The sequence below is a fragment of the Pararhizobium polonicum genome (assembly GCF_001687365.1).
Taxonomy (GTDB): Bacteria; Pseudomonadota; Alphaproteobacteria; order Rhizobiales; family Rhizobiaceae; genus Pararhizobium; species Pararhizobium polonicum.
On sequence record NZ_CM004503.1, the window covers coordinates 17,139 to 42,277 of the forward strand.

General features: G+C 61.5%; 19 protein-coding genes. 8 read left to right on the forward strand and 11 right to left on the reverse strand.

All coding sequences use genetic code 11. The features are described 5' to 3' along the window. Window positions 1–19 precede the first annotated feature (19 nt). The 8 genes from ADU59_RS00920 to ligD form a co-directional block, all read right to left on the reverse strand. Window positions 20–1,540, reverse strand: a complete 1,521-nt coding sequence (locus ADU59_RS00920) for an ABC transporter ATP-binding protein (RefSeq protein WP_083198071.1) — start codon at window positions 1,538–1,540, stop codon at window positions 20–22. Then, window positions 1,465–2,280: an ABC transporter permease gene (locus ADU59_RS00925; protein ID WP_045024918.1), complete on the reverse strand. Its 816-nt coding sequence runs from the start codon at window positions 2,278–2,280 to the stop codon at window positions 1,465–1,467. The genes ADU59_RS00920 and ADU59_RS00925 overlap by 76 nt, the downstream gene beginning before the upstream one ends. 41 nt (window positions 2,281–2,321) lie before the next feature. After that, window positions 2,322–3,284, reverse strand: a complete 963-nt coding sequence (locus tag ADU59_RS00930; RefSeq protein ID WP_083198073.1) for an ABC transporter permease — start codon at window positions 3,282–3,284, stop codon at window positions 2,322–2,324. Window positions 3,285–3,287: 3 nt separating this feature from the next. Next, window positions 3,288–4,847, reverse strand: coding sequence for an ABC transporter substrate-binding protein (locus ADU59_RS00935; RefSeq protein WP_045025185.1), 1,560 nt, complete (start codon window positions 4,845–4,847; stop codon window positions 3,288–3,290). A 265-nt stretch (window positions 4,848–5,112) separates the two neighbouring features. Next, complete coding sequence (locus ADU59_RS00940) at window positions 5,113–5,955, reverse strand: MurR/RpiR family transcriptional regulator (protein WP_045025186.1); 843 nt, start codon at window positions 5,953–5,955, stop codon at window positions 5,113–5,115. A gap of 101 nt (window positions 5,956–6,056) precedes the next feature. Next, entirely contained in the window at window positions 6,057–6,389 is a 333-nt protein-coding gene (locus ADU59_RS00945) for a TIM barrel protein (RefSeq protein WP_139093125.1), read from the reverse strand. Between the two features lie 20 nt (window positions 6,390–6,409). Continuing rightward, entirely contained in the window at window positions 6,410–7,171 is a 762-nt protein-coding gene (locus ADU59_RS00950; RefSeq protein ID WP_045025188.1) for an SOS response-associated peptidase, read from the reverse strand. A 56-nt stretch (window positions 7,172–7,227) separates the two neighbouring features. After that, a complete protein-coding gene (gene ligD / locus ADU59_RS00955) occupies window positions 7,228–8,289 on the reverse strand; it encodes a non-homologous end-joining DNA ligase (RefSeq protein ID WP_045025189.1) in 1,062 nt (353 codons plus the stop codon). A 283-nt stretch (window positions 8,290–8,572) separates the two neighbouring features. On the opposite strand from ligD, the gene ADU59_RS00960 reads away from it, so the two are divergent. Genes ADU59_RS00960 through ADU59_RS00970 form a run of 3 tightly spaced genes read left to right on the forward strand, consistent with a single transcriptional unit; the run spans window position 8,573 to window position 14,011 of the window. Beyond that, window positions 8,573–9,325: an ImuA family protein gene (locus tag ADU59_RS00960; RefSeq protein WP_068950840.1), complete on the forward strand. Its 753-nt coding sequence runs from the start codon at window positions 8,573–8,575 to the stop codon at window positions 9,323–9,325. Next, window positions 9,246–10,757 carry a Y-family DNA polymerase gene (locus ADU59_RS00965; RefSeq protein WP_068950842.1) on the forward strand — a complete coding sequence of 504 codons (1,512 nt, stop codon included), beginning with the start codon at window positions 9,246–9,248 and terminating at the stop codon, window positions 10,755–10,757. The genes ADU59_RS00960 and ADU59_RS00965 overlap by 80 nt, the downstream gene beginning before the upstream one ends. Further along, entirely contained in the window at window positions 10,754–14,011 is a 3,258-nt protein-coding gene (locus ADU59_RS00970; protein ID WP_068950844.1) for an error-prone DNA polymerase, read from the forward strand. Before ADU59_RS00965 ends, ADU59_RS00970 begins: the two co-directional genes overlap by 4 nt. A gap of 739 nt (window positions 14,012–14,750) precedes the next feature. On the opposite strand, the gene ADU59_RS00975 is transcribed toward ADU59_RS00970, so the two are convergent. After that, on the reverse strand, window positions 14,751–15,425 hold the full coding sequence (locus ADU59_RS00975; RefSeq protein WP_139093126.1) for a hypothetical protein: 675 nt from the start codon (window positions 15,423–15,425) through the stop codon (window positions 14,751–14,753). A gap of 433 nt (window positions 15,426–15,858) precedes the next feature. On the opposite strand from ADU59_RS00975, the gene ADU59_RS30820 reads away from it, so the two are divergent. Both ADU59_RS30820 and ADU59_RS00980 read left to right on the forward strand, forming a co-directional pair. Continuing rightward, entirely contained in the window at window positions 15,859–16,035 is a 177-nt protein-coding gene (locus ADU59_RS30820; protein ID WP_162843341.1) for a hypothetical protein, read from the forward strand. A gap of 216 nt (window positions 16,036–16,251) precedes the next feature. Continuing rightward, entirely contained in the window at window positions 16,252–17,175 is a 924-nt protein-coding gene (locus ADU59_RS00980; RefSeq protein WP_046033750.1) for a DUF3991 and toprim domain-containing protein, read from the forward strand. Here the strand turns inward: ADU59_RS00980 and ADU59_RS00985 are convergent. Both ADU59_RS00985 and ADU59_RS00990 read right to left on the reverse strand, forming a co-directional pair. Beyond that, a complete protein-coding gene (locus ADU59_RS00985; protein WP_068950848.1) occupies window positions 17,136–17,732 on the reverse strand; it encodes a mobile mystery protein B in 597 nt (198 codons plus the stop codon). The genes ADU59_RS00980 and ADU59_RS00985 overlap by 40 nt on opposite strands. Continuing rightward, complete coding sequence (locus tag ADU59_RS00990; RefSeq protein WP_068950850.1) at window positions 17,729–18,190, reverse strand: mobile mystery protein A; 462 nt, start codon at window positions 18,188–18,190, stop codon at window positions 17,729–17,731. Before ADU59_RS00990 ends, ADU59_RS00985 begins: the two co-directional genes overlap by 4 nt. Before the next feature lie 378 nt (window positions 18,191–18,568). Here ADU59_RS00990 and ADU59_RS00995 point away from each other — a divergent pair, with 378 nt between their 5' ends. The 3 genes from ADU59_RS00995 (at window position 18,569) to ADU59_RS01005 (ending at window position 24,796) form a co-directional block, all read left to right on the forward strand. Beyond that, complete coding sequence (locus tag ADU59_RS00995) at window positions 18,569–19,171, forward strand: DUF1419 domain-containing protein (RefSeq protein WP_068950852.1); 603 nt, start codon at window positions 18,569–18,571, stop codon at window positions 19,169–19,171. Window positions 19,172–19,182: 11 nt separating this feature from the next. Further along, entirely contained in the window at window positions 19,183–19,584 is a 402-nt protein-coding gene (locus ADU59_RS01000) for a DUF3085 domain-containing protein (protein ID WP_045024855.1), read from the forward strand. A gap of 130 nt (window positions 19,585–19,714) precedes the next feature. Beyond that, window positions 19,715–24,796: an Eco57I restriction-modification methylase domain-containing protein gene (locus ADU59_RS01005; protein ID WP_068950854.1), complete on the forward strand. Its 5,082-nt coding sequence runs from the start codon at window positions 19,715–19,717 to the stop codon at window positions 24,794–24,796. Window positions 24,797–25,139 lie beyond the last annotated feature (343 nt).

The window sequence follows — 25,139 nt, forward strand, 5'->3', positions numbered from 1 at the left end:
TGAGGTAATGTCCATTACGTCAGGTGGGAAGAGTGCTCGGTCTCGATCTCGTGACATCGATCAACGTCGCCGGGGCGTTGTCATCCGCCACCATCAGCATACGGCGGTCCGCGATCGCCGTGCTCAGGTCCTGATCATGGGTAATGAGCAGGATGGCCAACTCATCCTCGTCGGCGACCTTGCGCAGGTGCCGGATAACCTGCTCCTGCACCGGAGGATCGAGGCGCGAGGTGGGTTCGTCGGCAATCAGCATCGTCGGCCTCATCGCAAGGATGCGAACAAGTGCCAGGCGCTGCGCTTCGCCGCCGCTGATCTGGCTTGGGCGGCGATGAAGCAGGTCATGCCGCAGGCCAAAGCGCTGCATTAATCCCTCAACCTGTCTGAACCCACGGTCGCCGTCTGGCAGGCGGCGCAGGTCTTCGAGGCTCCGCCCGAGGGATTGCCATGGCGCAAACACCCGCGTCGGATCCTGATGAAGTTTTTGAAGGGAGCCGCCGCGTTCGGCCGTCGGCCGCCGGACGATCCCCCCAAGTGGAGAGGTTTGACCAAGAAGCGTTCGGCCAAGGGTTGTCTTTCCGATACCGCTCTTGCCCAGAAGCGCTGAAATATGTCCGGCATGACAATGAAAATTCACATCGTCCGCCAGAACCCGTTTGCCAATACCAATGCGCAGGCGATCGGTCTCGATCACTTTCGTGGTCGTTGACCGTGCATAGGGGCGGGGTTCCCACGTTGCGGGATCGCTCGCGATGTAATGACGCGCATAGGCCGTGCGGGGGTCGCTTAGGATTTCGGTCGCAGGCCCGGATTCTATGATCGAGCGTTCATCGAGAAAGGCGATCTGATCGGCGAGCGACCGGACGAGCGCTATGTCGTGGGTGATGAGGAGGATCGCGCGACCGCTCTCCCGCAACGCGGTAAAGACCTGGGCCACGGCATCACGCCGGTCTGCATCGAGACCCTTGGTCGGTTCATCGGCGAGAATGATACCGGCACTGGTCACGGAGGCGATCGCCGCCATCACACGCTGGGCCATGCCCCCGGACAGTTCGAATGGACGCTTGTCATGATGTTCAGCATCCAGTTGCATGGCCGAGAGCGCTGCGCCGGCTTCATGTGATTGTCGTGGCGAGTGAATCTGCTCTGCGACTTGCGACTTTGCACTCAGGAGAGGCGCGAGTGCGTTGAGCGGTTCCTGTGGCAACAGGAACAGATCTTTCGCCCATAGGGATCGAAGTGCTGTGCGGTCGGCGGCGTCATAGACGCGCCCGTTGACGATGATGCGCCCCGAGACCGAAACGCCGCGCGGAATGAGACCCATGATGGCACTGCCGATCAGACTTTTGCCACTGCCTGTTTCCCCGAGAACGGCGAGAATCTCGCCAGCAGCGATGCTGAGCGAGATGTTTTCCACGATGACACGATCGGGCGTTGCGATTGTCAGTCGTTCGATAGCAAGAGTACTCACAAGGCGACCTCCTCGATCCCCTGGCGGCGGGCGCTGTAATATTCGCCGATCAGCGTTGCCGAGAGCGTGCAAACCAGAATGGCTCCAGCCGGAGCCAGCACCATGTGGGGATAGGTACGGAAGAAGGTCATCGTGCTGGCGATCATCCCGCCCCATTCGGCATCTGGCGGACGAAGGCCAAGACCGAGGAAGCCGACGGATGAGATCGTAAGGACATTGGCGCCGACGGTCAGGGCTCCCAAGGACGTAAGATAAGGGGCAATCGCCGGCAACACGTGGGTGCGGAAGATGTAGGCCGAACCGAATCCGAGCAGGCGGGAGGCTTCGACATGATCGGTGGCCAGTTCACGCGCGGTAATCGCAGCGGTAAGGCGGGCAAAGCCTGGCCACTGCGACATCCACAAGCCAAAAAGGATCGGACCGACACCGCCGCCCAGCAGACCCGAGACCAGGATCACGAACAGGAGACTGGGGCAGGCGATGATCACATCGGACAGCCGCATGATGACCTGCCGCGTCCAGCCGGTGCGGAACGCGGCCAGAAATCCGAGCGCAAGGCCGGTGGCCAGCGAGGCGACCACGCCGGCAAAGGCAATCCCCAGTGATACGCGTGTGCCCGCAATCAGCCGGGCTGCAATTGATCGACCAAGATTGTCTGCGCCCAGAAGGTATTCGGCAGATGGAGAAGCATAGGCTGCACCGAGATCCTGCCGGTTGGGGTCGACCGTCAGCAGGAGCGGCCCGAACAATCCCACCAGTAGCATCACAGCCAAAGGCATGAATCCAAAGAGCACGATCGACAGTGGCGGCATGCGCCGGGGCCTCATGGTAACTCGATCGAGCGGTGAAAACGTCATGGCTGGTGGCCCGCCACAAACAGCCGCGGATCGAGCAGCCTGACCGTGACGTCGCTGATACCATTGATTGCGACCACGGAGATGCCAATCAGCAATCCCGCACCCATCGCCATCGGTATGTCGGCCGCCAGAACGCTGTCGATCAGCCGCGTTCCGAGACCGTCAAGGTTGAACAGTACGTCGATGACGACAAGACCGCCGATCGTATGGGCGACCAGCGGCCCGAAATAGGCAATCACCGGAACGAGTGTCGGCCGCAGCGCATGTGTAAAGATAATCCGCAACCAGCTCTGGCCCTTGATCCGCCCATAGGTCGGATAGAAGTCCTGCATCGTTGCGACCACGGCGTTACGGACCACGCGCGAAAGCTCCGGAAGCAGCGCAAGCGCAAGCGTGCAGGAGGGAAGGATCGCGTAACCAGGCAGGTTATTACCGGCCGCCGGCAGCCAGCGCATACCAATGGCAAATATCGTGATCAGAATGATACCGAGCAGGAACGACGGCACTGATGACAGGACCGCAGAAACGACCAGGAATCCCCGATCGAAGATACTGTCTTGCCGCATCCCGGCTGCAAAACCCACCATCAGGCTCAGGACAAGAGCGACGCTGACACCGATGATCGCAATGCTCATCGTCGTCTGAAAACTCTGCCACACTTCCGGCGTGACCTCGCGGCCACTGATCATGGAGCGTCCCAGCTGTCCGGTGAATACGGAGCCGACCCACCGGCCATATTGCAGAATGACGGGCTGATCCAGTCCCGTCATCTGGCGCGCCTGATCCACGGTCTGCAGGGAAATCCGCTCGCCGTAACGAGCTTCCGCAACCCGAAACGCAATATCGCCCGGGGCCATCTGCACAGCGACAAACGCGAGGCTGGCAACGGCAAACGCAACGCCTGCCGCAGCCACCAGATGACCGATAACCGCTCCGGCAATGCCGCGCATGGCAGGCATGCCTCAGCTAGCCCATTTGACGCGGTCGATCCAGAAGCTGACCTCGAGGGCATCGATTGGCACGCTGTCGAAAGCGATCCGGTCGGAAATCGAGACATTGTAGTCGTACCAGACCACCGGAATGACCGGCAGATCGGCATTGACGAGCGCACGGATCTTCTTTCGAGCCGCTACGCGCTGGTCCTCGTTGCGAGCGGCAAGATAGTCGCTGAGGGCTTGTTCCATGTCCGGATTGCGGTAATTCACACCGCTCCACACCGCGTTCGCCGCATTGCTTTCGGCATAATCCAGCACAAGAGTGGCGACGGGATCAGGCACGGCACCATAGTTTCGTCGCGTGAGGCCGAAGAGGAAGCTGCCCTTGGCGACGGCCTCCAGAACTTGTCCCTGGTTGCCGTTTTCGAGCTTGACCTCGATGCCGACGTCGGCGAGCTGCGCCTGGATCGCTTCCGCCAAAGATTTGACTTCCGGCTGCTTGCCGACAATCATCGTCAACGAGAAGCGCGTTCCGTCGCGGGTCAGGACGCCGTCCGGGCCTTTGGTCCAGCCAGCCCCGGCCAGTAGCCGCTCGGCTTCTTTCACGTCGCGTTCGATCTGCGGCAGATCGGGATCGTACCAGTCGGGAAAGGCAGCAGAGAAGAGCTGGTTGGCGGCGGCTTTTGGATTGCCGAACAGTGCCTGGGCAATTCCTCGCCGATCGACGGCCAGGGAGATCGCCCGACGCTCGACAGGGTCATCGAAACGCACGTCCCCTGCATTGACGAACACGCCGTTGATCCGCGCAGTCTGGACCTGCTTGACCTTGACCTTTCCGCTGCCTTCGACCCGGTCGCGCAAGGCCTGCGGCAGACCGAGAACCAGATCGACCTGACCCGCTTCTGCCATGTTGGCAATCGTGTCGGGCGACGTCGCGCCGGTGAAATGTACCTTGGCGATATGCGCTGGCGTTCCCCAATAATCGGAGAAGGCTTCCAGATCCACCGAGGTTTTGCCCTCGATTTTGGTGATCTTGTAAGGCCCTGTGCCGATGATGTGTTTGACGGTCCCGTCAGGAGCAAAGGAGGATTTTGCCAGAATAACGGCCGGGCCATCGGTGAAGAAGTCCGCCACGAGGCTGAACGGTTTCGTCAGAGAGACAACCACTGACTGACCGGCAACGCTCACGGACGAAATCGGCAGTTGCGGCACCATTTCGGTATTGTTGCGCGACTTGCGCATGACTTCGATCGCGTCGCGAACCAGTTCCGGGGTCAACGCACTACCATCATGGAAGCGCACGCCTTCGCGAATGACGAAGGACCAGTTCAGACCGTCGTCGCTGACCGACCAGCTTTTGGCAAGTTCCGGCGCGAGCTTGCCGTCCGGATCGATCGTCACCAGGGTTTCGGCGACCCGAAGCCTACGGAAATGGTAGCTGGTGTCAGCCAGCTCAAGGCTGGTGATTTCTCGGGGCGAGGTGATCTGAAGGATCCGTTCCTCTTTTGCAAAAGCGGCGCGGCCGAGCACGGTCGTTACGGCGCCGAGCGCCACGGACGCGGCAAGCACCGCTCTTCGGGAAATCATGAATAGGCTCCTCGGGTTAAACTCGACATGACGACGATGCCGAATGAGGCCCCAGCCTGTCCGGCGCGACGCTGCCTGTGGAATGACATCGTGTTCCGGAGCCCGGCCACTACGCAGCGTAGTAGCTGTTACCATTCATGATAATAACGATCAAGTTTAAATATCGCCAGAATTGCTCGACCCGGTCGGCTTCCCAGCCATTGGCCCCATTCTTCGTCATCCCCGTTCATCATTAGCGTAGTGTTGACGACGCAGTGTCCGGCTTTCAGGTTCTGCGATCCAGTTCACTGCGAAAATCGCGAAGTCGGCGCGCCGTCTCCATGGCCTGATCCGGGCCAAGCTGGGTAAGAGACAGGACAAGGGTCTCAAGCGCGAGCAGGATCGTTCCATAGAACGTCATATTGCCGACCTCGGTTCGTGGCACTTCCAGAACGGCCTGAGCACCAACCGCGAGGCGACCGGTCGGGTTGTCGGTAATGACGACGAGTATTCCACCGATACGCTGAAGCTCCTCCTTGATGAGGAGGCTTTCCTTGTGCACCTTCCCGTAGGCGAGGAGGACTACCGCATCGCCTGGCTGCAGGCCGAGCAGTGCGTCGGCGAAGGCGTGGCCGGTACCCTCCATCACGAAATTCGCACGGCCTATTCGGCCAAGATGCGTTGCGGTCTGCTGCGCCAGACGGGAAAGCGGCCCGCCGCCATGGAGGCCGATCCGGCTGGCATCGTTCAGGAGGTGCGCCGCAGACTGAAACTGCTCTGGCAATGCCGGTCGCGACAGTCTCTCCAGTGTCCTGGCATAGGCCTCGACCACCATTTGGAGCGGAGGCCGGCTTCCATCCTGTGTCAACTCACTCACGGTCACGCCCACCTTTTCTACCGGTGTACGGGCACCCTCGTCGAGTTTCTCTGCGATCACGGTCTTGAGGTGAGGTAGCCCATCGAAGCCAAGCGTCTGGATTGATCGGATAACGGTGGCGTCGGATGCGTCAATCTTCGCAGCTAGCTCGAGAGCAGAACTGACGAGCACGGCATTGGGATGTCGCTCGATATAGTCCAGGAGTCGAGTAGCCGCGGCGCTGAGATTTTGTCTCTGCTGCACTTCAAGCATATGATATTCCACTATCCGTTCCTGGGTTCCTCGAAGGGCTGAGCGCCATAACTAGCCCGAACAGGGAACGAATTCCAGCAGCAGGAATGTTTCGCATCCCCTCACGATGCCGTTCGCCGGAGGACAGCGTCACAAGACACCGCGGACTTGCCCAGCTTGTCGATCATTGCGAGGCATGCCTCGATAGGCCGAAATCTGTTCTTCAAGTCGAACGGCAACTTTGTGCGCTCGCTGATAAAATGCCCCTCGGCCATGCCATATCGGTCTATGTGGGTTTCCAGATTGAGCGGTGCTTCGTATTTTGTTGCCGCGATTGCGCGTGTAACGGCTTCCCAGTCGATCCGCCCATCGAAGGGCAGAAGATGATCATCGGTTGCGCCAAAATTGTCGTTGATATGCGTCGTGATAAGACGATCTCCGTACTGTTCCACCACGGAGCATGATCCTGGCGCGATCATTTCCCAATGGGCTCTCCGGATTTGGACACGATCGTGGATCCGTACGGTTCGCGCGACGAAATGATCAACGCATCATCTGGCAAAGGTCGTGCCAGTTCTTTGGCTTCGTCCCATGGCGCCTGCATCCACACCTCGGTCTCCTCTTCGGTCAGGAGAAGAACAGGCATCGCCTTCTCATGGATCGGCTTCACGAGATTGTTGGGATCAGTGGTCAAAAACCCATAGAGGTCGTCGGTCGTCGGCCCATCCTTCACCTTCCGGACGCTCTGCCATTGCGGGACATGGATGCCGGCGAAGAACATCAGCGACTTTTCCTCGTCGCGCGCAAACCAGGCGTTCGGCACGTTCCCGCCGGGTTGCTGGCTGGCGGGATCGGGTTCGGCGAAGCTGGTGACCGGGACGAGGCATCGGTGCTCGACACCAAACCATCGTTTCCAGTGTGGGAAGGTGAGCTTGCGGACGTTGGTCGTGCCGCGGTCCGCCTCCATGCGGATGAGCTCTTCAAGATCGGCGGGCTTCCCTTTGGCTTTCAGTTTTTCGGCCTTGGCTTTGGCGGCCTTTTCCAAGGTGAACCGCGGCGAGGGAAGACCCCAACGCGCATGTGCCAATTGTCTCCTTCCATCAGCGGAGTTGCGGACAATCGGTCCCATCTGATCGGGGTTCATTTGATAGGCTGGCATGAGGTTGATGAGGCTCTCGGCGTCCTGAGCCCATTTTGAAACCCAGTCCTTGTCCTCCATCCGATAGAGATTACACATGCGACCCCCTCCGCTTCGACCAAATACGGCTACTCTAGCGCATGTCGCTTGTTTCGCTAGTCGAGCTGGTAAACGTCGGCATTGTCTTGCCGTTCCCGCAGGCCCTTGTACGACGGATGACGGAGTTTCCCGTCCGATGTCCAGGCGCGAAACTCGATCTCGGCGATCAGGGTAGGCTGGACCCAGACAATGTCGGCAGTTCCGGAATGGGGCAGGGGCGGCTGCTTTCGCTTCCATCGCAGCGTGTCCAGCATCTTCCGCAACCGGATGATCTCGGCTCCCTTGAAGCCCGTGCCGACGCTTCCGACGTGGACGAGATCGCCATCGCGGTAGGCGGCAAGCGCTAACGAGCCGAAGCCGGCAGGGGATGCCGTCGACCTCTCATAGCCGACGATGAAGAACGCTTCGCTCTGTACGCATTTGACTTTCACCCAATCCCCGGTCCTGCCCGAACGATAGGGCTGATCGAGGCGCTTGCCGACGATGCCTTCCAGGCCGAGGCGGCAGACATGCTCAAGCAGGACAGCTGGCTCGGCATCGAGTGTTTCTGATATCCGAATGGCGCTGGCTTCATTCGTTGGGCCGTTTATCGTGTCCTCGAGAAGGTGTCGGCGCGAACGGTATTCAACACCGCGCAGATCGTGCCCATCCAGATAAACAAGATCGAAAGCGTATAGGACGGCGTGGGAGGCGCGCTTGCCAGCTTGTTTGCCGGATGCACCCAGCGATTGCTGCAGCAGCCCGAAATCCGGCCGCCCCTCATCGTCGAGCACGACGGCTTCCCCATCGATGATCATCGTCGCCGGCCCCAGCGCTCGGGCGGCCTGCTCTATGGCCGGAAACCGATGTGTCCAGTCGTGGCCGCCGCGGGTAAGGATCCGGATCCGCTGGGGCTCGATATGGACCGCAAGGCGATAGCCATCCCATTTCAGCTCCCAACTCCATTCGTTTCCGGTGGGAGGCTTAGCCTTCAATAGGGCCAGCGCCGGCTCGACGCGATCAGGTATGGGATCGAAGAGGAGCTGTGGTTGAGCTGGATTACGCTTCCTGCGCGGCTTTGAGCGGATTGGCGGCTCGGTGTCGCGCAGGAGGGGTTTTGATCTCGGAGGCCTCGTCATCCGGCCAGTTCATCAGAAAAACCTTAATAATACTGTGACTATCCCTATATTGTCCCCGCTATTCACCGATCAGGACATAAGACTGTAGAAGCCAGCGAAATTTCTTGGTCGCAGCTATTCACCTGATTCTCATGAAGAATCTCGAACTTCTAATGTTCGGAACAATACTCGTACGTTTTTTGCCGCCTTGACTCCTTTCTCATATGGGAACAAAAACAGAACATTGACATTTGCACGACATGAAGTCGCCCTGCCAACACGACCTTGAAGGGAGCCGTGAACAATGACTGCTGCCCGCGAAAGGGTAATCTGCGATCTGCGGGAGCGTATTGCATCGCTCGAAACCAGCACGGCGAAAAAAGCCGGTTGGTTGCCATTTGGCGTGCCGGAGATGGATGCGGTTCTGCCTGGCGGCGGCCTTGCTCATGGCGCGCTTCACGAATTTGCCGGTGGTGGATCGGGCACCGTCGATGGTGCGGCCGCTGCTCTTTTTGCAGCCGGCATAGCGGCACGGACGAAGGGGCCGATCGTGTGGTGTCTGACGCGACCAGATCTGTTTTTCCCCGCGCTTGCGCAGGTCGGACTGCATCACGACCGGATAATCTTCGTCGAGTCCGACACGGAGGAAGACGTGCTCGCCAATATGGAGGAGGGGCTGTCCTTTGGTGGGCTCGGCGCCGTCGTCGGTGAACTCGTTCGCCTGCCGATGGTCAGCTCGCGCCGCCTGCAGCTGGCGGCCGAGCGCACGGGGACAATGGCATTGGCTGTGCGTCGTTGGAGGCGGCAGACAGAGGCCAATGATTTCGGGCAGCCGACGGCGTCGACCACGCGGTGGCGGGTGAGCGTGATGCCATCGGAGGATTTGCCAGTGCCGGGTGTGGGGAGAGCCCAATGGTTGCTGGAATTGATGCGCGTGAAAGCGGGTGAATGTGCTGAGTTTCTCGTGAGGGCGTGCGATGACAAGGGTTGTCTCGATCTATCTTCCGGATCTGCCGACGGATCGCATTCGTCGCGCCGATCCATCCATTCCGCCTGAACAGGCGATCGCGGTGATCGCCAGGAGCGGCTCGAAACGCTGGGTATCGGCGGCCGACGCAGCCGCCAGACAAGCCGGCGTTCATGTCGGCATGCCGGCTGCGAAAGCACAGGCGCTGTTTCGCGGCCTGATGCTGGTCGATGCGGATCCTGCTATGGATGCCGCAGCACTCGAACGCATCACCCTCTGGGCGCTGACGCTTTATTCCCCGATCGTCGCGGTCGATGGGATCGACGGCATCGTCATGGACACAGAGGGTGCCGATCACTTGCAGGGCGGAGAGCTGCCGATGGTGACGAAGATCGCCAATCAGTTCCTGGCAAGGAAACTCACTCCCCGGGTCGCGATCGCCGACACCTGGGGTGCAGCACACGCCTGCGCCCGTGCCATCAGCCGCGAAACGGTCATAGTGCCTTCAGGTGAGACCGTCCGCGCCGTCGAGAAGCTGCCGATATCGTTGCTGCGCCTTCCCGGGAAAGTCGTCAGTGATCTGCGCACGCTTGGCTTCCAGACCGTCGGCGAATTGGCCAACACGCCGCGCGCGCCGCTGACCCTTCGTTTCGGCCCGGAGATTGGCCGGCGGCTGGACCAGATGTTTGGCCGCGCCTGCGAACCGATCGATCCGATCCGCACCGCCGAGCTCATCGAGGTGAGCCGCGCCTTCGCCGAACCGATCGGTGCTGCCGAAACCATCAACAAATATGTCGGCCGGCTGGTCGTGCAACTGATCGAGGAGCTGCAAAGGCGCGGCCTTGGTGTCCGGCGCGCCGACCTGATCGTCGACAAGGTCGATGGCACACGGCAGGCGATCCGCGCTGGCACCGTGAAGCCGGTGCGCGACGTCGCCTGGCTGACGAAGCTGTTTCGCGACCGGACGGAGAAGATCGAGCCGGGCTTCGGGATCGAAAAGCTCACTCTGGTCGCGGTGATGGCTGAGCCCCTGGAGGAGCGCCAGAAATCTTCCTCGCTGGTCGAGGAGGAAGTGAAGGACGTGACGCCGCTGATCGATATCTACGGCAACCGCGGGCAGCGCGTCTATCGGGTGGCACCGGTTGCCTCCGACGTTCCAGAGCGCTCCGTCCAGCGCATCAGTCCTGCTGCCGATCCGGTCGAGGTTACCTGGGTCAGCCATTGGCGCCGGCCGGTCCGGCTGCTGGCCCGTCCGGAGCTGATCGAGGCAATCGCCTTGCTACCGGACCGCCCGCCGGTTTCGATCACCTGGCGCGGCAAGCGGCGGAAGGTCAAGCGGGCCGATGGGCCCGAGCGGATCTTTGGCGAGTGGTGGCAGCGCGACGCGGAGATGGAGGCGGTGCGGGACTATTTCGTCATCGAAGACGAGGCCGGCGAGCGTCTCTGGGTGTTTCGCTCCGGTGATGGCATCGATCCTGAAACCGGAAGTCACCGCTGGTTCGTGCACGGGATCTTCGCATGAGCTATGCCGAGCTGCAGGTCACGACCCATTTTTCGTTCTTGCGCGGTGCAAGCTCGGCGCAGGAACTGTTCGAGACCGCGAAGGCTCTCGGCATCGAAGCCCTCGGCGTTGTCGATCGCAATTCGCTTGCCGGAATCGTCCGGGCGCTTGAAGCATCGCGCGCCACCGGCTTACGCCTCGTTGTCGGTTGCCGGCTTGATCTGGCCGACGGCATGTCGGTGCTGGTCTACCCGACCGACCGGGCTGCCTATTCCCGGCTGACCCGCCTCATCACGCTCGGCAAGTCGCGCGGCGGCAAGAACAACTGTATCCTCCACTGGGACGACGTCGTCGCATACAATGACGGCATGATCGGCATTCTGGTGCCGGACCTGCCGGATGACACCTGCGGGATCCAGCTGCGCAAGATGGCCGAGGTGTTTGGTGATCGCGCCTATGTGTCGCTTTGTCTGCGCCGTCGGCAGAACGACCAATTGCGCCTGCATGAGATTTCCAATCTTGCGGCGCGGTTCAAGGTGCGGTCGGTCGTCACCAATGATGTCCTCTTCCATGAGCCGGGCCGCCGGCAGTTGCAGGACATTGTCACCTGCATCCGAACCCGCACGACGATCGACGAAGTCGGCTTCGAACGCGAGCGCCACGCCGATCGCTACCTGAAGCCGCCCGAAGAAATGCAGCGGTTGTTTCCGCGATACCGGCAAGCCCTCGCGCGAACCATGGAGATCGTCCGTCGCTGCACGTTCTCGCTCGAGGAACTCACCTACCAATATCCGGAGGAGGCGATCGTGCCGGGCAAGGATGCTCAGGCCTCGCTGGAGCATTATGTCTGGCAATGCGTGCCCGACCGCTATCCGGAGGGACTACCGCCCGACGTGTTGAAGGTCGTGCGGCACGAGCTCTATCTTATCCGTACCATGAAATACGCCCCGTATTTTCTGACCGTCTTTTCGATCGTGCGTTATGCCCGGTCTCAAGGCATTCTCTGCCAGGGGAGGGGCTCCGCCGCCAACAGTGCCGTCTGCTACATCCTCGGCATTACCAGCATCGATCCCTCGACCAACGACCTTCTGTTCGAGCGTTTTGTATCCCAGGAGCGCGACGAGCCGCCGGACATCGATGTCGATTTCGAGCACGAGCGGCGCGAGGAGGTGATCCAGTGGATTTACCGCACCTACACCAGAGAAAAGGCAGCGCTCTGCGCCACCGTGACGCGCTACCGGGCGCGCGGCGCGATCCGCGATGTCGGCAAGGCGCTCGGCCTGCCGGAGGACGTGATCAAGGCGCTGTCATCCGGCATGTGGTCCTGGTCGGAAGAGGTCTGCGATCGCAATGTCCGCGAGCTCAATCTCAATCCAGACGACCGGCGTCTTGTGCTGACTTTGAAGCTCGCACAGCAACTGATGGGCGCCCCGCGCCATCTCGGCCAACACCCCGGCGGTTTTGTCCTCACTCATGATCGGCTCGACGATCTCGTGCCGATCGAACCGGCGACGATGAAGGACCGCCAGATCATCGAGTGGGACAAGGACGACGTCGAAGCCCTCAAATTCATGAAGGTGGACATCCTGGCGCTTGGAATGCTGACCTGCATGGCCAAGGCCTTCGATCTGATCCGCGAGCACAAGGACCGCGATCTTGATCTCTCGAAAATCGAGCAGGAGGATTCTGCGACCTATGCGATGATCCGCAAGGCCGATACGCTCGGCACGTTCCAGATAGAAAGCCGCGCGCAGATGGCGATGCTGCCGCGGTTGAAACCCCGGACCTTCTACGACCTTGTGGTACAAGTCGCAATTGTCCGGCCCGGTCCGATCCAGGGGGACATGGTGCATCCCTATCTGCACCGGCGAGAAGGCAAGGAGGCAGTCGAATATCCGACGCCGGAGCTGGAAGCGGTGCTCGGCAAGACGCTCGGCGTGCCGCTGTTTCAGGAGTCGGCGATGCGGGTCGCGATGGTCTGCGCCGGCTTTACCGGTGGCGAAGCCGACCAGCTGCGCAAGTCGATGGCGACTTTCAAGTTCACCGGCGGCGTCTCGCAGTTCAAGGACAAACTCGTCTCCGGCATGGTGAGGAACGGCTACGCGCCGGAATTCGCCGAAAAGACCTTCTCCCAGCTCGAAGGCTTTGGCTCCTATGGTTTTCCGGAGAGCCACGCGGCTTCGTTCGCGCTGATCGCCTATGCCTCGAGCTACATCAAATGCCATTATCCGGAAGCCTTTTGCGCGGCGCTCATCAATTCGCAGCCGATGGGTTTTTACGCGCCGGCGCAGATTGTCGGCGACGCGAGAGCCCACGGCGTCGAGGTGCGGCCGGTTTGCATCAATAGATCCCGGTGGGACTGCACGCTTGAACGCATCGGCAATACCGATCGGCACGCGGTGCGCCTCGGTTTCCGGCGAGTGAAGGGGCTGGCCATCGCGGATGCGGCCCGGATCGTTGCCGCCCGGATGAATAGCGATTTCCAATCTGTCGACGACATGTGGCGCCGGTCCTGTGTTCCGACCGAAGCGCTCGTCCAGCTCGCCAAGGCCGATGCCTACCGGCCGTCCCTGAAGCTTGAACGGCGTGATGCGCTCTGGGCCATCAGGGCGCTGCGCGATGAACCTCTGCCCTTGTTTGCTGCCGCGGCCGAGCGCGAGATGGCGACGATTGCCGAACAGCAGGAGCCGGAGGTCGTGCTGCGCCATATGACCGACGGGCATAACGTCATCGAGGACTATAGCCATACCGGATTGACGCTACGGCAGCATCCGATCGCCTTTCTGCGGAAAGATCTCGCGACACGCAACATCATTACCTGTGAGGAGGCAATGAGCAGCCGCGACGGCCGTTCGGTTTTTACCGCCGGCCTCGTTCTCGTTCGCCAGAAACCGGGATCTGCCAAAGGGGTGATGTTCATCACTATCGAGGACGAGACTGGCCCTGCCAATATCGTCGTCTGGCCATCGCTGTTCGAGAAACGCAGGCGTGTTGTGCTTGGATCAAGCATGATGGCGATCAATGGTCGGATCCAGCGCGAAGGCGAGGTGGTGCATCTCGTCGCGCAGCAGCTGTTCGATTTGTCGGGCGATCTATCCGCACTGGCGGACCGTGATGCTGAGTTCAAGCTACCGGCGGGCAGAGGCGATGAGTTTGTCCATGGTGGCGGGCCGGATCCGCGCGACAAGCCGAAGCCGATCGCTCGCCCGCGGGACATGTTCACCCGAGACATTCATATTGACACGCTGAAGGTGAAGGCGCGGAATTTTCACTAAGACCCCTCAAGCCGAAATGCTGGCGGCGAGGCATCCTCCGGAGCGAACCAACGAAAAGAGGGCGCCCGGACGGCAATGTCGGGATCTCGCTCCTTAAGCTTGCCCCTTGCCCCCCAAAAAGGGATGTTTCGGTCCACCTACCCACTGGAATTCTTCCCAATGGGCTTCTTTCGTCGCAAGCGCGGCCGATCCGCGGGTTGGCATACGCCCCCGATCCCGAGCAGGCCCGCATCGGAGTGGCGGGGACGGGCTGCCTGACAACCCGGCTTGAAGGGAGAGGAGTACGGCTCACATCATCGAACGTGAACTGTTCAAGCAATTCGAACAGCGCCGCTGCTTCCCGCGCGAGACTGTGGCTGGCGGCTGTCTGTTCCTCGACCACAGGAACACATGTCGGATCGCTTATACGATCGAGCCTGTCCGCGAATGGATTTTTCCGGCAGAAGAACGCTTAGGGTGGCCGTGCTGCGCGAGGGCAAGTGGGCCGCCACAGCGGCGTCGCAAAAAGAAAGGGCCATCGGAAAACCGAGGCCCATTAAGGTGTGAAGGTCAAAACCTCCAGAGGGGAACAGCTGGTGCGATGGAAACTGGGAGGAGACCATCGTGTGCATCAGCTGTAGGCTTAATGAGTAAATTTTGTGCGATGTGCAAACAAATTTTGTGCAGTGCAGCCATGCAAGAACAGAGAGGATGGCGTCTCACTTCCGATTTAAGCTGTGGCTTCCGTGCCGGTCGATACTCAATCCCGGCTTGGTGCGATGAGCGTGTACACGCGACGCGCCAATCGCAGATGGCGGCTGCTTTCATCCGCCAGCAGGACCGAGATCATCCGATTACCGAGGAAGAACAGGACGACCGCGATCAAGACCGCCGCGGGCCAGAGCTGATGCTCGACAGGGACCAGGCTGCCATGAGGATCGAGGATTTCCATCCCTTTACGATACCCGGAATATACGGCAAGAACCAATCCGAACCTGATGGGCATGAAGACGAGGAGTTCGATCAGGCGCAGGATCGCGACTTTTGAGAGGGGCGCCGGTTCGGACTGCCTGTTTGTCAACGCCGCAGTCCGCAGGCCCGGTCGTTGTTCGTCCCTCACAAGTGCCCTCCATTGACCGCTGCGCAGCGTCGCCCAGGCATTCAGCGATCGCTTTGCGTCGCGCAACAGCACGTGTCCAGGCTCGGCCCGCATCGTTATGGCGGTGCGGATGACGCTCAGCGTGGCAAGGATGATGCTGAGCCAGATCGCAACCTGGTACAGGACGGTCACGTCGCTCAGCGAGAAATTTGCCCACATCCAGTGAACCAGCCAAAGCGCTGCGATCACGACAAAAGTCCGCAGCGGAAAGATGAGAAGCTCCACTCGACGCAACTGCGACGCGGATGGTTCTGGGAACGTTGTTGTTGCTGACATTCTCAATGGCCTCCGGACGATAGAGGTAGAATCTACACTATGTTTTTAGCAGCACAAGATTTGCATGGTCCAAAGGTTTCACAGACGCTTCGGTCTCACATCGGCATCCTGGTTCTAATGGCGCAAAGGCATGCGGTCACGTGTCGCTGCGAGCCGAAGCGGTAACTTCCCAAGTGCTCGAGGCGAGCCGCAGGTCACGGCAGCGAATGGATGGACATCTGTTACGATACCGCACCAACGCCGAAGCAGACCAATCCCGCTCTCATGCGATGGCTTCCTGGTCCATCCCTGGATCTTCCACGATCAACCCTCAAGGGGTCCGCTAGCAAGCTGCGGCCGCTTGGGCGATGCCCTTCGCGGTGATCGCGACCAGGGTTGGACACTGACGGAGCCATCGAGCGGGATTGGCCCGCTCCGAAGATGGAGCCTTCAGATGAAGCAAGATCTTTCCCTCGCCCAGAACCACGCATTCCAGCTCGCCCGCACCCTGATGGTCCCGGTCACGCTCTTTAGGTCCGGTAACGAGTTCGGCGTTCTGCCGAGCGACGAACTCGACGACGAAGACGATCTGGTGATCGTGCATGAATACGTTCCGGGCGGGTCTCATTGAGACCCTTCTCGCCTTTTTGGTGCCGCTTGCGAGCCGCAGGCGGCAAGGGAAGCTTCGCCGCTGCTGGCACCCGGGCGGTGGCCCAAGGTGCAGATTGTCATCTTGCCAGCCGCGCCCTTGCCTCCTTTGCTCTTCGCGATGTCCGGAGCGGGCCCGCAAGGTGCGGGGAAAAGAAACAGAAGGAAAGGCGGACGCAAGGGTGCGTCGGGAATTCAAATGGAAAAGAAGGAACTGGAAGAACTGCGGGACCGCGTGCAATGCGCCGCGGTGCTGGAGCAGGCAGGGTTTGCCATCGACCTGAAGGAGAGCACCCGCAGGGCGGTCAAATTCCGCGGCGGCGGGGCCATAATCATCGTGATTCACGAGGGCAGGGGCTGGTTCGATCCGCTGTCCGATGCCAAGGGTGACGTGTTCGGTCTTGTCGAGCATCTCGACCGAGTGCCCTTTGTCGAAGCCCTCGACCATGTCGCATCGCTGGTCGACTTCGTCCCGAAGGAGCCGGTCTGGACCCACGCTGCGCGCGAGATCGATCTGCCGGCCGGAGTTTCAGAACGATGGACGAAGCGCCGCAAGCCGTGGCCGGGTTCGATGACCTGGCGCTATCTCCGCGACGACCGCTGCGTTCCGGAAGCGACCATCCGCGCAGCGATCCGGCATGATCTCGTGCGCGAAGGTCCGCGCGGCAGCATGTGGGCCGCGCACCGTGACAGCGAGGGCGCCGTCACCGGCTGGGAGGAACGCGGGCCGGAATGGCGCGGCTTTTCGACGGGAGGCGCGAAGGTGTTGTTCAGGTTCGGCGCGATCCATGCGCCGCGCCTTTGCGTGACGGAGGCTGCCATCGACGCCATGAGCCTTGCCGCGCTGGAGAGTAATCGGCGCGATAGCCTCTATGTCAGTACCGGCGGCGGCTGGGCCCCTGCCACCGATGCGGCGATCCGTTTATTGGCGGCGCGTAAGGGTATTTTGGTGGTCGCCGCCACGGATAATAACGCGCAGGGCGATATCTACGCTGATCGGTTGGAAGCAGTTGCCCGGGACGCTAACTGCGGCTTTGAGCGCCATCGTCCCCGCCACGAGGACTGGAACGAGGACCTTTGCACTCAGCTGCGCGCGAATTCGAGGAGAGGCGCGATGTCGTGATTATCCGCGGCCTGCAGTGCCGCGACGTATCGCGTGCGCAGATCTCCCACGTCGCCCAGGCTTCCGCTACCCCAGCTGAAGGGCTCGGCGCCCAGTTTTTCCACGAGCAGATCGGCGGCCAGCCGCGCGTGACGTCCGTTGCCGTTTGGAAACGGATGGATGGCGACCAGGCGATGGTGGAAACGTATTGCGATCTCGTCGGCTGCGAAGGTCTCATGCTGGACCCAATACCGCACGTCATCCAGCAAAGCCGCAAGTTCGACCGGGATCCGGTAGGCCTGGATGCCAATATTGCGCTCCGTCGTTCGGAAGCTGCCTGCCCATTGCCAGACCTCGCCGAACATGCGTTGGTGCAATGTACGCATAAAGTCTTCGGTCAGCATCCTGCCGACCGGCATGCGCCGTCGTCCGCGAGCCCAGGCTGCGCCCTCGACGATATTTTCCTGTTCAGCCTCGTTGAGATCCTGCCTGTGGGTGATCCAGCTTTGAAGCAGGCCCTCGCGCTCCTGCGGCTCAAGCGGTGTTGCGTCCTCTGGTTCCTGGAAAAGGTCCGTCATTTTTGTGACCAGAGATCGCGCTCGGAAAGCTGGTCGCGGATGTAGGCCTGGACGCGGGCTTCGAGATCGTCATCGCCCGTTCCCTGCGCCTCCAGGCGCATCGTATGCGCGACCCGCTGGAGTTCGCGCATTGCGATCTTGCGCGCTCGCTCATCGACGGTGGCCTCGAGCGACGTATTCGGGACCAGTGCGTAGACGAGGGTGCAGTCGAGTGCCTCTGCCGCACGTCGCAACGTACTGAGCTGGATCGTTCCGGATGCCTCCGACTTCTCGATCGCTTCGACGGTCTGGGGCCGGATTCCCATCCGCGAGCCGAGCTGCGACCCCGTCATGCCAAGCGCGTCGCGCAACGCCCGGACCCATCCTTTCGGCGGCGCCCTGAAGCTCTCCGCCGGCTGCAGGCCGCGAAGACGCTCGTCTAGCCTTTTGCGCGCTCGTTTCCTTGCATCGTCCTTCATCGTTCAACTTTCCACCGACGCTGCCGATCAGGCAGCAGGCTGATTGAGACGCTTTGTTTATCAGATTGTGAGCTGATAAACAATATCGACAGATCAGTCCACGACATGATCAGATATGTAATTTGATCAGTCTATAAGCTGACCGCTTTGGTCAGATGGAGCAGAATGAAAAAACGAAAAGGAAGAAGGGAGAGGAGGAAACCGGTTGCCGCATGCCCGCCGGCCGCGTCAAGGGTAAAGCTTCGCCCGCTGCGCGGCCCTTGACCCGTCCGGGCGGAGAGGCGGCTCCAAGGAGGGGTCAGGAAGGGCTGAAGAGGATGGCGACATCGCGAGGATGAGCCGCGTGTCCTTCCCGACGAGGCTGAAAGGAGCCCGCCCATGACCGTCTCTCCAATACGTAAAGTCTTTGAATGCATCGCCGACCGCCGGCAGATGTTCCGCTTGTTCGACCGCCACGCGCAACGCCTGAACCGCTGGGAGGGTGACGAAAGCGCGCTCTATCGAGGCGAATGGTTCGAAGTCGCCCAGGCGCAGCACGATTACATGTTCGAGATTCTGCCGCCGCTGTTCATGCGGGGCGATATGTTCGCCATGCGCGAGTTCCTCACGGGCAGCATCGCCAGCATCTTTTTCACGCTGAAGATCGACGACCGGATGCGGTATTTCCATGCCTATTGCGACCTCGCTGGCAAGGGCTCGCCCGAACGGATGCGCGATGCGATCGTAGAACGCGAAACCCGGCCCGTCCGGGCGATGACGCGTGCGGAACGCCTGGACCACATCTGGTCGAGCACCCATGATGACTATCGCGGCTATGCCGGCGAACGCTGGCCGGAACACGACCACGGCAAGCGGACCGTGCTCTTCTACGGCGGACGCCAGGGCACCGTCCTGAAGCTGCTCGACGACCTCACGGATGCAGAGATCGCATCGAAGCTGCCGGTGCATCTGCGCTACCTCCCTGACGCGATAGCGGCGTAAGGGAGGCGGCGATGTTCACTTTTTCCGTGACGGACATCCACGTCGTCATGATGCGCGGACGCCTCGACGCGCACCTCAACGGCGGCTTCCGCAATCCCCACTACGGCATGTTTCCGGGCCGCGATGAGAAGCCCGGTCTTTGGCTGGTCGGAGACGAGGGCGTCTACATCCTCTCCAACGGCAAGCTCGCCGAAGGGCAGCGGCCGTTCGTCGTCTATGCCGAAGAATGCGATCCGAAGACCAACCCTGACTATTGGCAATACAAGCGCCAGCATTTCGGCGGCGATGACGGGGTCGAGTTTCTCGACGGTGCCATGCTCGTGAAGCTGATCGCTGCCAGCCCCGGATGCACGCATCTGAGGGTCGTCTTCCACGAGGATTCGATGCAACTCACCGTGATCGCGCGAGACTAGCGATCCGCAGACGCTCGCCGTCCCGCGGCCGGTCCAGCCCACCCAGTCCTCTTCATCCCCGCACATCGTCAGCCGACTGGAACCTTCCAGCGGGACGGCGACGCGCGCCTTCACCCAAGGAGATTCCAGCATGTCACATGATGATCCCTTCACCATCGATCTTTTCGGCAACACCGCGCTTTCGTCCGGTCTCGGCCTGGGCGTGACGGCCTTCGGCAGCAACTTCGAGCCCGACGACGATCCGGATCCCACAACTCCAGCGCCGGCCTTGCCGATCGCCGCGTTCGTGGGGCCGTCTTCCCCGCCGTGCCGTGCCCGTGGCCCGAACTTCCATCTCGTCGATGACCGTGGTCTCGCCCGCCGCTGGAAGGACCGTGCGCGCGACAATATTGCCGCGATCCGGCTCGCTGCCGAGATCGAGGCGAGCGAACGTCCTGCGACGCGCGAGGAACAGGAGACGCTGATCCGCTTCACCGGCTTCGGCGCGTCCGATCTTGCCAACGGCGTCTTCCGCCGTCCGGGCGAGCTCGAATTCCGCAAGGGCTGGGACGAGATCGGTTTCGATCTGGAGGATGCGGTCGGCGAGACCGACTATGCGTCGCTCTCCCGCTGCACTCAGTATGCCCATTTCACACCGGAGTTCATCGTCCGGGCGATCTGGTCTGGCCTGCAGCGTCTCGGATGGCGCGGCGGCCGGGTGCTGGAGCCGGGGATCGGCACGGGCCTGTTTCCGGCGCTGATGCCGGAAGCTCTTCGTGATCCGTCGCACGTTACCGGCGTCGAACTCGATCCCGTCACGGCACGCATCGTCCGGTTGTTGCAGCCGCGGGCGCGGATCCTCACCGGAGATTTTGCGCGCACGGAGTTGCCGGCAAGCTTCGACCTCGCCATCGGCAATCCGCCATTCTCGGACCGGACCGTACGCTCCGACCGCGCCTATCGCTCGCTCGGGCTGCGATTGCACGACTATTTCATTGCCCGGTCGATCGACCTGTTAAAGCCGGGGGCTTTCGCCGCCTTCGTCACCAGCTCCGGCACGATGGACAAGGCGGATTCCTCCGCGCGCGAGTATATTACAAAGACGGCAGACCTGATTGCCGCCATCCGCCTGCCGGAAGGCAGCTTCCGGGCCGACGCGGGAACCGACGTCGTCGTCGACATTCTGTTCTTCCGCAAGCGCAAGGTCGCCGAGCCAGAGGGCAATCTTTCCTGGCTCGACACGGACGAAATACGGCCCGCCATGGAGGATGAGGGCGCCATCCGCGTCAACAGGTGGTTCGCCCAGCATCCGGAGTTCGTGCTCGGCACCCACGCACTGACCTCCGGGCCCTTCGGCGAGACCTATACATGCCTTCCGCGTGACAACGAGGACCTCGCCGCGGCGCTGTCGGCCGCCGTCCATCTTCTTCCGGAAGGCCGCTATGACGGCGAGCCCACCGGGATCGATCTCGATCTTGAGGACGCGACCGACGATAGTCCTCGCGATCTCCCTGCCGGCCGGCATGTCCGCGAAGGCAGCTTCTTCGTCGATAACGCCAGGGGCCTGATGCAGGTGATCGACGGCGAACCCGTTGCGGTGAAGGCCCGTAAGGGTCGCAGCGCCGACGGTATCCCGGAGAAACACATCCGCATCATCCAGAAGCTTATCCCGGTCCGTGACGCGGTGCGCGAGGTGTTGAAGGCGCAGGAGCTCGACAGGCCCTGGAAGGACCTTCAGGTCAAGCTGCGCATTGCCTGGTCGAGCTTCGTGCGCGACTTCGGCCCGATCAACCACACCACGGTCTCGATCACCGAGGACCCGGAGACAGGCGAGACGCGCGAGAGCCACCGCCGCCCGAACCTCCAGCCGTTCGCAGACGATCCCGATTGCTGGCTGGTCGCCTCGATCGAGGACTACGACCTCGAAAACGACACAGCCAGGCCCGGCCCGATCTTTACTGAACGGGTGATCTCGCCGCCCGCGCCACCGGTGATCACCAGTGCCGCGGATGCGCTCGCCGTGGTGCTCAACGAACGCGGGCGCGTTGATCTCGACCATATCGCCGAGCTTTTACACCGTGATCCCGAAGACGTCGTCACTGAACTTGGCAGCGCGATCTTCCGCGATCCCGCCGACGGATCCTGGCAGATGGCCGACGCCTATCTATCCGGTCATGTCCGCGACAAGCTCAAGGTCGCGGAAGCTGCGGCCGCGCTCGATCCCGCCTATGAGCCCAACGTCTCGGCGCTCACAGCCGTCCAGCCGGTCGATCTTCGACCTTCGGACATCACCGCGCGCCTCGGCGCTCCGTGGATACCGGCTGGAGACGTCGTCGCCTTTGTCAAGGAGATGATGGGAACGGACATCCGGATCCATCACATGCCCGAACTGGCGTCATGGACCGTCGAGGCCCGCCAGCTTTCCTACCTCGCCGCCGGAACATCCGAATGGGGAACGGACCGCCGCCATGCCGGCGAACTGCTGTCCGATGCCCTGAACAGCCGGGTGCCGCAGATCTTCGATACGATCAGGGACGGCGACAGCGAAAAGCGGGTTCTCAACGTCGTCGATACCGAAGCGGCCAAGGAAAAGCTTCACAAGATCAAGCAGGCCTTCCAGCGCTGGATATGGTCCGATCCCGATCGCACCGACCGGCTGGCACGCGTCTATAACGACCGCTTCAACAACATCGCGCCGCGAAAGTTCAACGGCGATCATCTCAAACTTCCAGGCGCCTCAGGCGCCTTTGTTCTCTACGGGCATCAGAAACGCGGGATCTGGAGGATCATCTCGGCCGGCTCGACCTATCTCGCCCATGCCGTCGGCGCCGGCAAGACCATGACGATGGCAGCAAGCATCATGGAGCAGCGGCGTCTCGGCCTGGTCGCCAAGGCGATGCAGGTCGTGCCGGGGCATTGCCTTGCGCAGGCCGCGCGCGAGTTCCTGGCGCTCTATCCCACGGCTCGCATCCTCGTTGCGGACGAGACAAATTTTTCGAAGGACAAGCGCGCCCGGTTCCTGTCGCGCGCGGCGACGGCAACCTGGGATGCGATCATCATCACGCATTCCGCCTTCAGGTTCATCGGTGTCCCGTCGGTGTTTGAACAACAGATGATCCACGACGAACTGGAGCTCTACGAAACCCTGCTCCTGAAGGTCGAGGATGAGGACCGCGTCTCTCGCAAGCGCCTCGAGCGCCTGAAGGAGGGACTGCGGGAGCGGCTCGAAGCGCTTTCCACCCGCAAGGACGATCTCCTCACCATCGCCGAGGTTGGCGTCGACCAGATTATCGTCGACGAGGCGCAGGAGTTCAGGAAGCTCAGCTTCGCGACCAATATGTCGACGTTGAAGGGCGTCGATCCGAACGGCTCGCAGCGGGCCTGGGATCTCTATGTGAAATCCCGTTTCATCGAGACGATCAATCCCGGCCGGGCGCTTGTCCTCGCTTCGGGCACGCCGATCACAAATACGCTCGGCGAAATGTTCTCGGTCCAGCGCTTGATGGGTCACCCGGCGCTGATCGAGCGTGGCCTGCATGAGTTCGACGCCTGGGCCTCGACCTTCGGCGACACCACCACCGAGCTGGAGCTTCAGCCATCCGGCAAGTACAAGCCGGTGTCCCGCTTCGCGAGCTTCGTCAACGTGCCCGAGCTGATCGCGATGTTCCGCAGCTTCGCGGATGTCGTCATGCCGGCGGACTTGCGCGAATATGTAAAGGTGCCGGCGATCTCGACCGGCAGGCGCCAGATCGTCACGTCGAAGCCGACACAGACGTTCAAGCACTACCAGATGGTGCTGGCCGAGCGCATCAAGGCGATCGAGGAGCGCGAAGGGCCGCCGCAGCCGGGCGACGATATCCTGCTCTCCGTTATCACGGACGGCCGGCATGCGGCGATCGACCTGCGCCTCGTGGATGCCGACAATGACAATGAGGCGGACAACAAGCTCAACAACCTCATCTCGAACGCCTTCAATATCTGGAAGGCGACCGAGGGCAGCACCTATCTCCGCCATGACGGTAAGTCGTTTGAGCTGACCGGCGCGGCACAGATGATCTTTTCCGATCTGGGCACTATCAGCGTCGAGAAGACAAGGGGTTTTTCGGCCTATCGCTGGATCCGCGACGAACTGATCCGCTTAGGCGTGCCGGCGTCGGAGATCGCCTTCATGCAGGACTTCAAGAAGTCTGAGGCGAAACAGCGGCTGTTCGGCGACGTCCGGGCAGGCAGGGTCCGGTTCCTGATCGGATCCTCGGAGACGATGGGAACCGGGGTCAACGCCCAGCTCCGCCTGAAGGCGCTGCATCATCTCGACGTGCCCTGGCTTCCCTCCCAGATCGAGCAGCGCGAGGGCCGCATCGTGCGTCAGGGCAACCAGCATGACGAGGTCGATATCTTTGCCTATGCCACCGAGGGTTCGCTCGACGCGACGATGTGGCAGAACAACGAGCGCAAGGCGCGCTTCATCGCCGCTGCGCTCTCCGGCGACACCTCGATCAGGCGGCTCGAAAATCTCGGCGAGGGGCAGGCCAACCAGTTCGCAATGGCCAAGGCCATCGCATCGGGCGATCAGCGCCTGATGCAGAAGGCAGGGCTTGAAGCCGATATCGCGCGGCTGGAGCGCCTGCGCGCCGCTCATATCGACGACCAGCACGCCGTTCGCCGGCAGATCCGCGATGCCGAGCGCGATATCGAATCTTCCATGCGGCGGATCGCAGAGGTCGGGCAGGATATCGAGCGCCTGGTTCCAACGGCTGGCGACGCCTTCTCGGTGACCGTCATGGGCAAGGTCTATGCCGAGCGCAAGGAGGCTGGTCGTTCCTTGATGAAAGAGATCCTGACCCAGGTGCAACTCAAGAGGCAGGGCGAGACGATCGTCGCTTCAATCGGCGGCTTCGACCTGGAATATGTTGGGGAACGCTTCGGCCGCGACAATTATCGATACACCACCATGCTGATGCGCACCGGCGCGGATTTCGAGATCGATCTGCCCGTGACGGTGACGCCGCTCGGGGCCGTCTCCCGCCTCGAACACGCAGTTGGCGATTTCGAGGGTGAACGCGAGCGCAATCGCCAACGCCTCGCCGATGCGCGCCGCCGGCTCGCATCATACCAGTCGCGCGACCAAGGCGGCGATTTCGCCTTCGCCGGTGAACTGGCCGAGAAACGTCGGCAGCTTGCCGAGGTCGACGCGGCACTGGCGATTGATGTCGATGAGCGGATCGCGGCTTGAAAAGCGATACTCGATTTATCGCGAATTTTAAGAGGGATCGGGTAGACCCGCAAATGCGACCGATCATTTTGATTTTACAAAATCGCTCTTCTGAAATGAGAAAATAAGGAAGGGGAGAAGCTTGCTCGCAGCTCGGGCAGGCCGCTGACGCTTGCGCTCAACCGCGCCACTCGCGATCCCGGCCCGTCGTCCTGCGCAGGGCTGTAAGCCGTGCTTGGCCAGCCGGGCAGGGATGCTCGGCCGCAGTTGCACCGGCCCGTCCGCTCCGCGGTCCGGGAAGTGTCTTTGGAAAGAACTGAAGACGGAAAAGGGCTGGCAAGGCGCCGGCTCATTAATCCCGGAA

Coding starts and splice junctions, on each gene's coding strand:
- ADU59_RS00925 (WP_045024918.1), bottom strand. CDS start 2,280: ATGCCGCCACTGTCGATCGTGCTCTTTGGATTCATGCCTTTGGCTGTG.
- ADU59_RS00930 (WP_083198073.1), bottom strand. CDS start 3,284: ATGCCTGCCATGCGCGGCATTGCCGGAGCGGTTATCGGTCATCTGGTG.
- ADU59_RS00935 (WP_045025185.1), bottom strand. CDS start 4,847: ATGATTTCCCGAAGAGCGGTGCTTGCCGCGTCCGTGGCGCTCGGCGCC.
- ADU59_RS00940 (WP_045025186.1), bottom strand. CDS start 5,955: ATGCTTGAAGTGCAGCAGAGACAAAATCTCAGCGCCGCGGCTACTCGA.
- ADU59_RS00950 (WP_045025188.1), bottom strand. CDS start 7,171: ATGTGTAATCTCTATCGGATGGAGGACAAGGACTGGGTTTCAAAATGG.
- ligD (WP_045025189.1), bottom strand. CDS start 8,289: ATGACGAGGCCTCCGAGATCAAAACCCCTCCTGCGCGACACCGAGCCG.
- ADU59_RS00960 (WP_068950840.1), top strand. CDS start 8,573: ATGACTGCTGCCCGCGAAAGGGTAATCTGCGATCTGCGGGAGCGTATT.
- ADU59_RS00965 (WP_068950842.1), top strand. CDS start 9,246: ATGACAAGGGTTGTCTCGATCTATCTTCCGGATCTGCCGACGGATCGC.
- ADU59_RS00970 (WP_068950844.1), top strand. CDS start 10,754: ATGAGCTATGCCGAGCTGCAGGTCACGACCCATTTTTCGTTCTTGCGC.
- ADU59_RS00975 (WP_139093126.1), bottom strand. CDS start 15,425: ATGTCAGCAACAACAACGTTCCCAGAACCATCCGCGTCGCAGTTGCGT.
- ADU59_RS30820 (WP_162843341.1), top strand. CDS start 15,859: ATGAAGCAAGATCTTTCCCTCGCCCAGAACCACGCATTCCAGCTCGCC.
- ADU59_RS00980 (WP_046033750.1), top strand. CDS start 16,252: ATGGAAAAGAAGGAACTGGAAGAACTGCGGGACCGCGTGCAATGCGCC.
- ADU59_RS00985 (WP_068950848.1), bottom strand. CDS start 17,732: ATGACGGACCTTTTCCAGGAACCAGAGGACGCAACACCGCTTGAGCCG.
- ADU59_RS00990 (WP_068950850.1), bottom strand. CDS start 18,190: ATGAAGGACGATGCAAGGAAACGAGCGCGCAAAAGGCTAGACGAGCGT.
- ADU59_RS00995 (WP_068950852.1), top strand. CDS start 18,569: ATGACCGTCTCTCCAATACGTAAAGTCTTTGAATGCATCGCCGACCGC.
- ADU59_RS01000 (WP_045024855.1), top strand. CDS start 19,183: ATGTTCACTTTTTCCGTGACGGACATCCACGTCGTCATGATGCGCGGA.
- ADU59_RS01005 (WP_068950854.1), top strand. CDS start 19,715: ATGTCACATGATGATCCCTTCACCATCGATCTTTTCGGCAACACCGCG.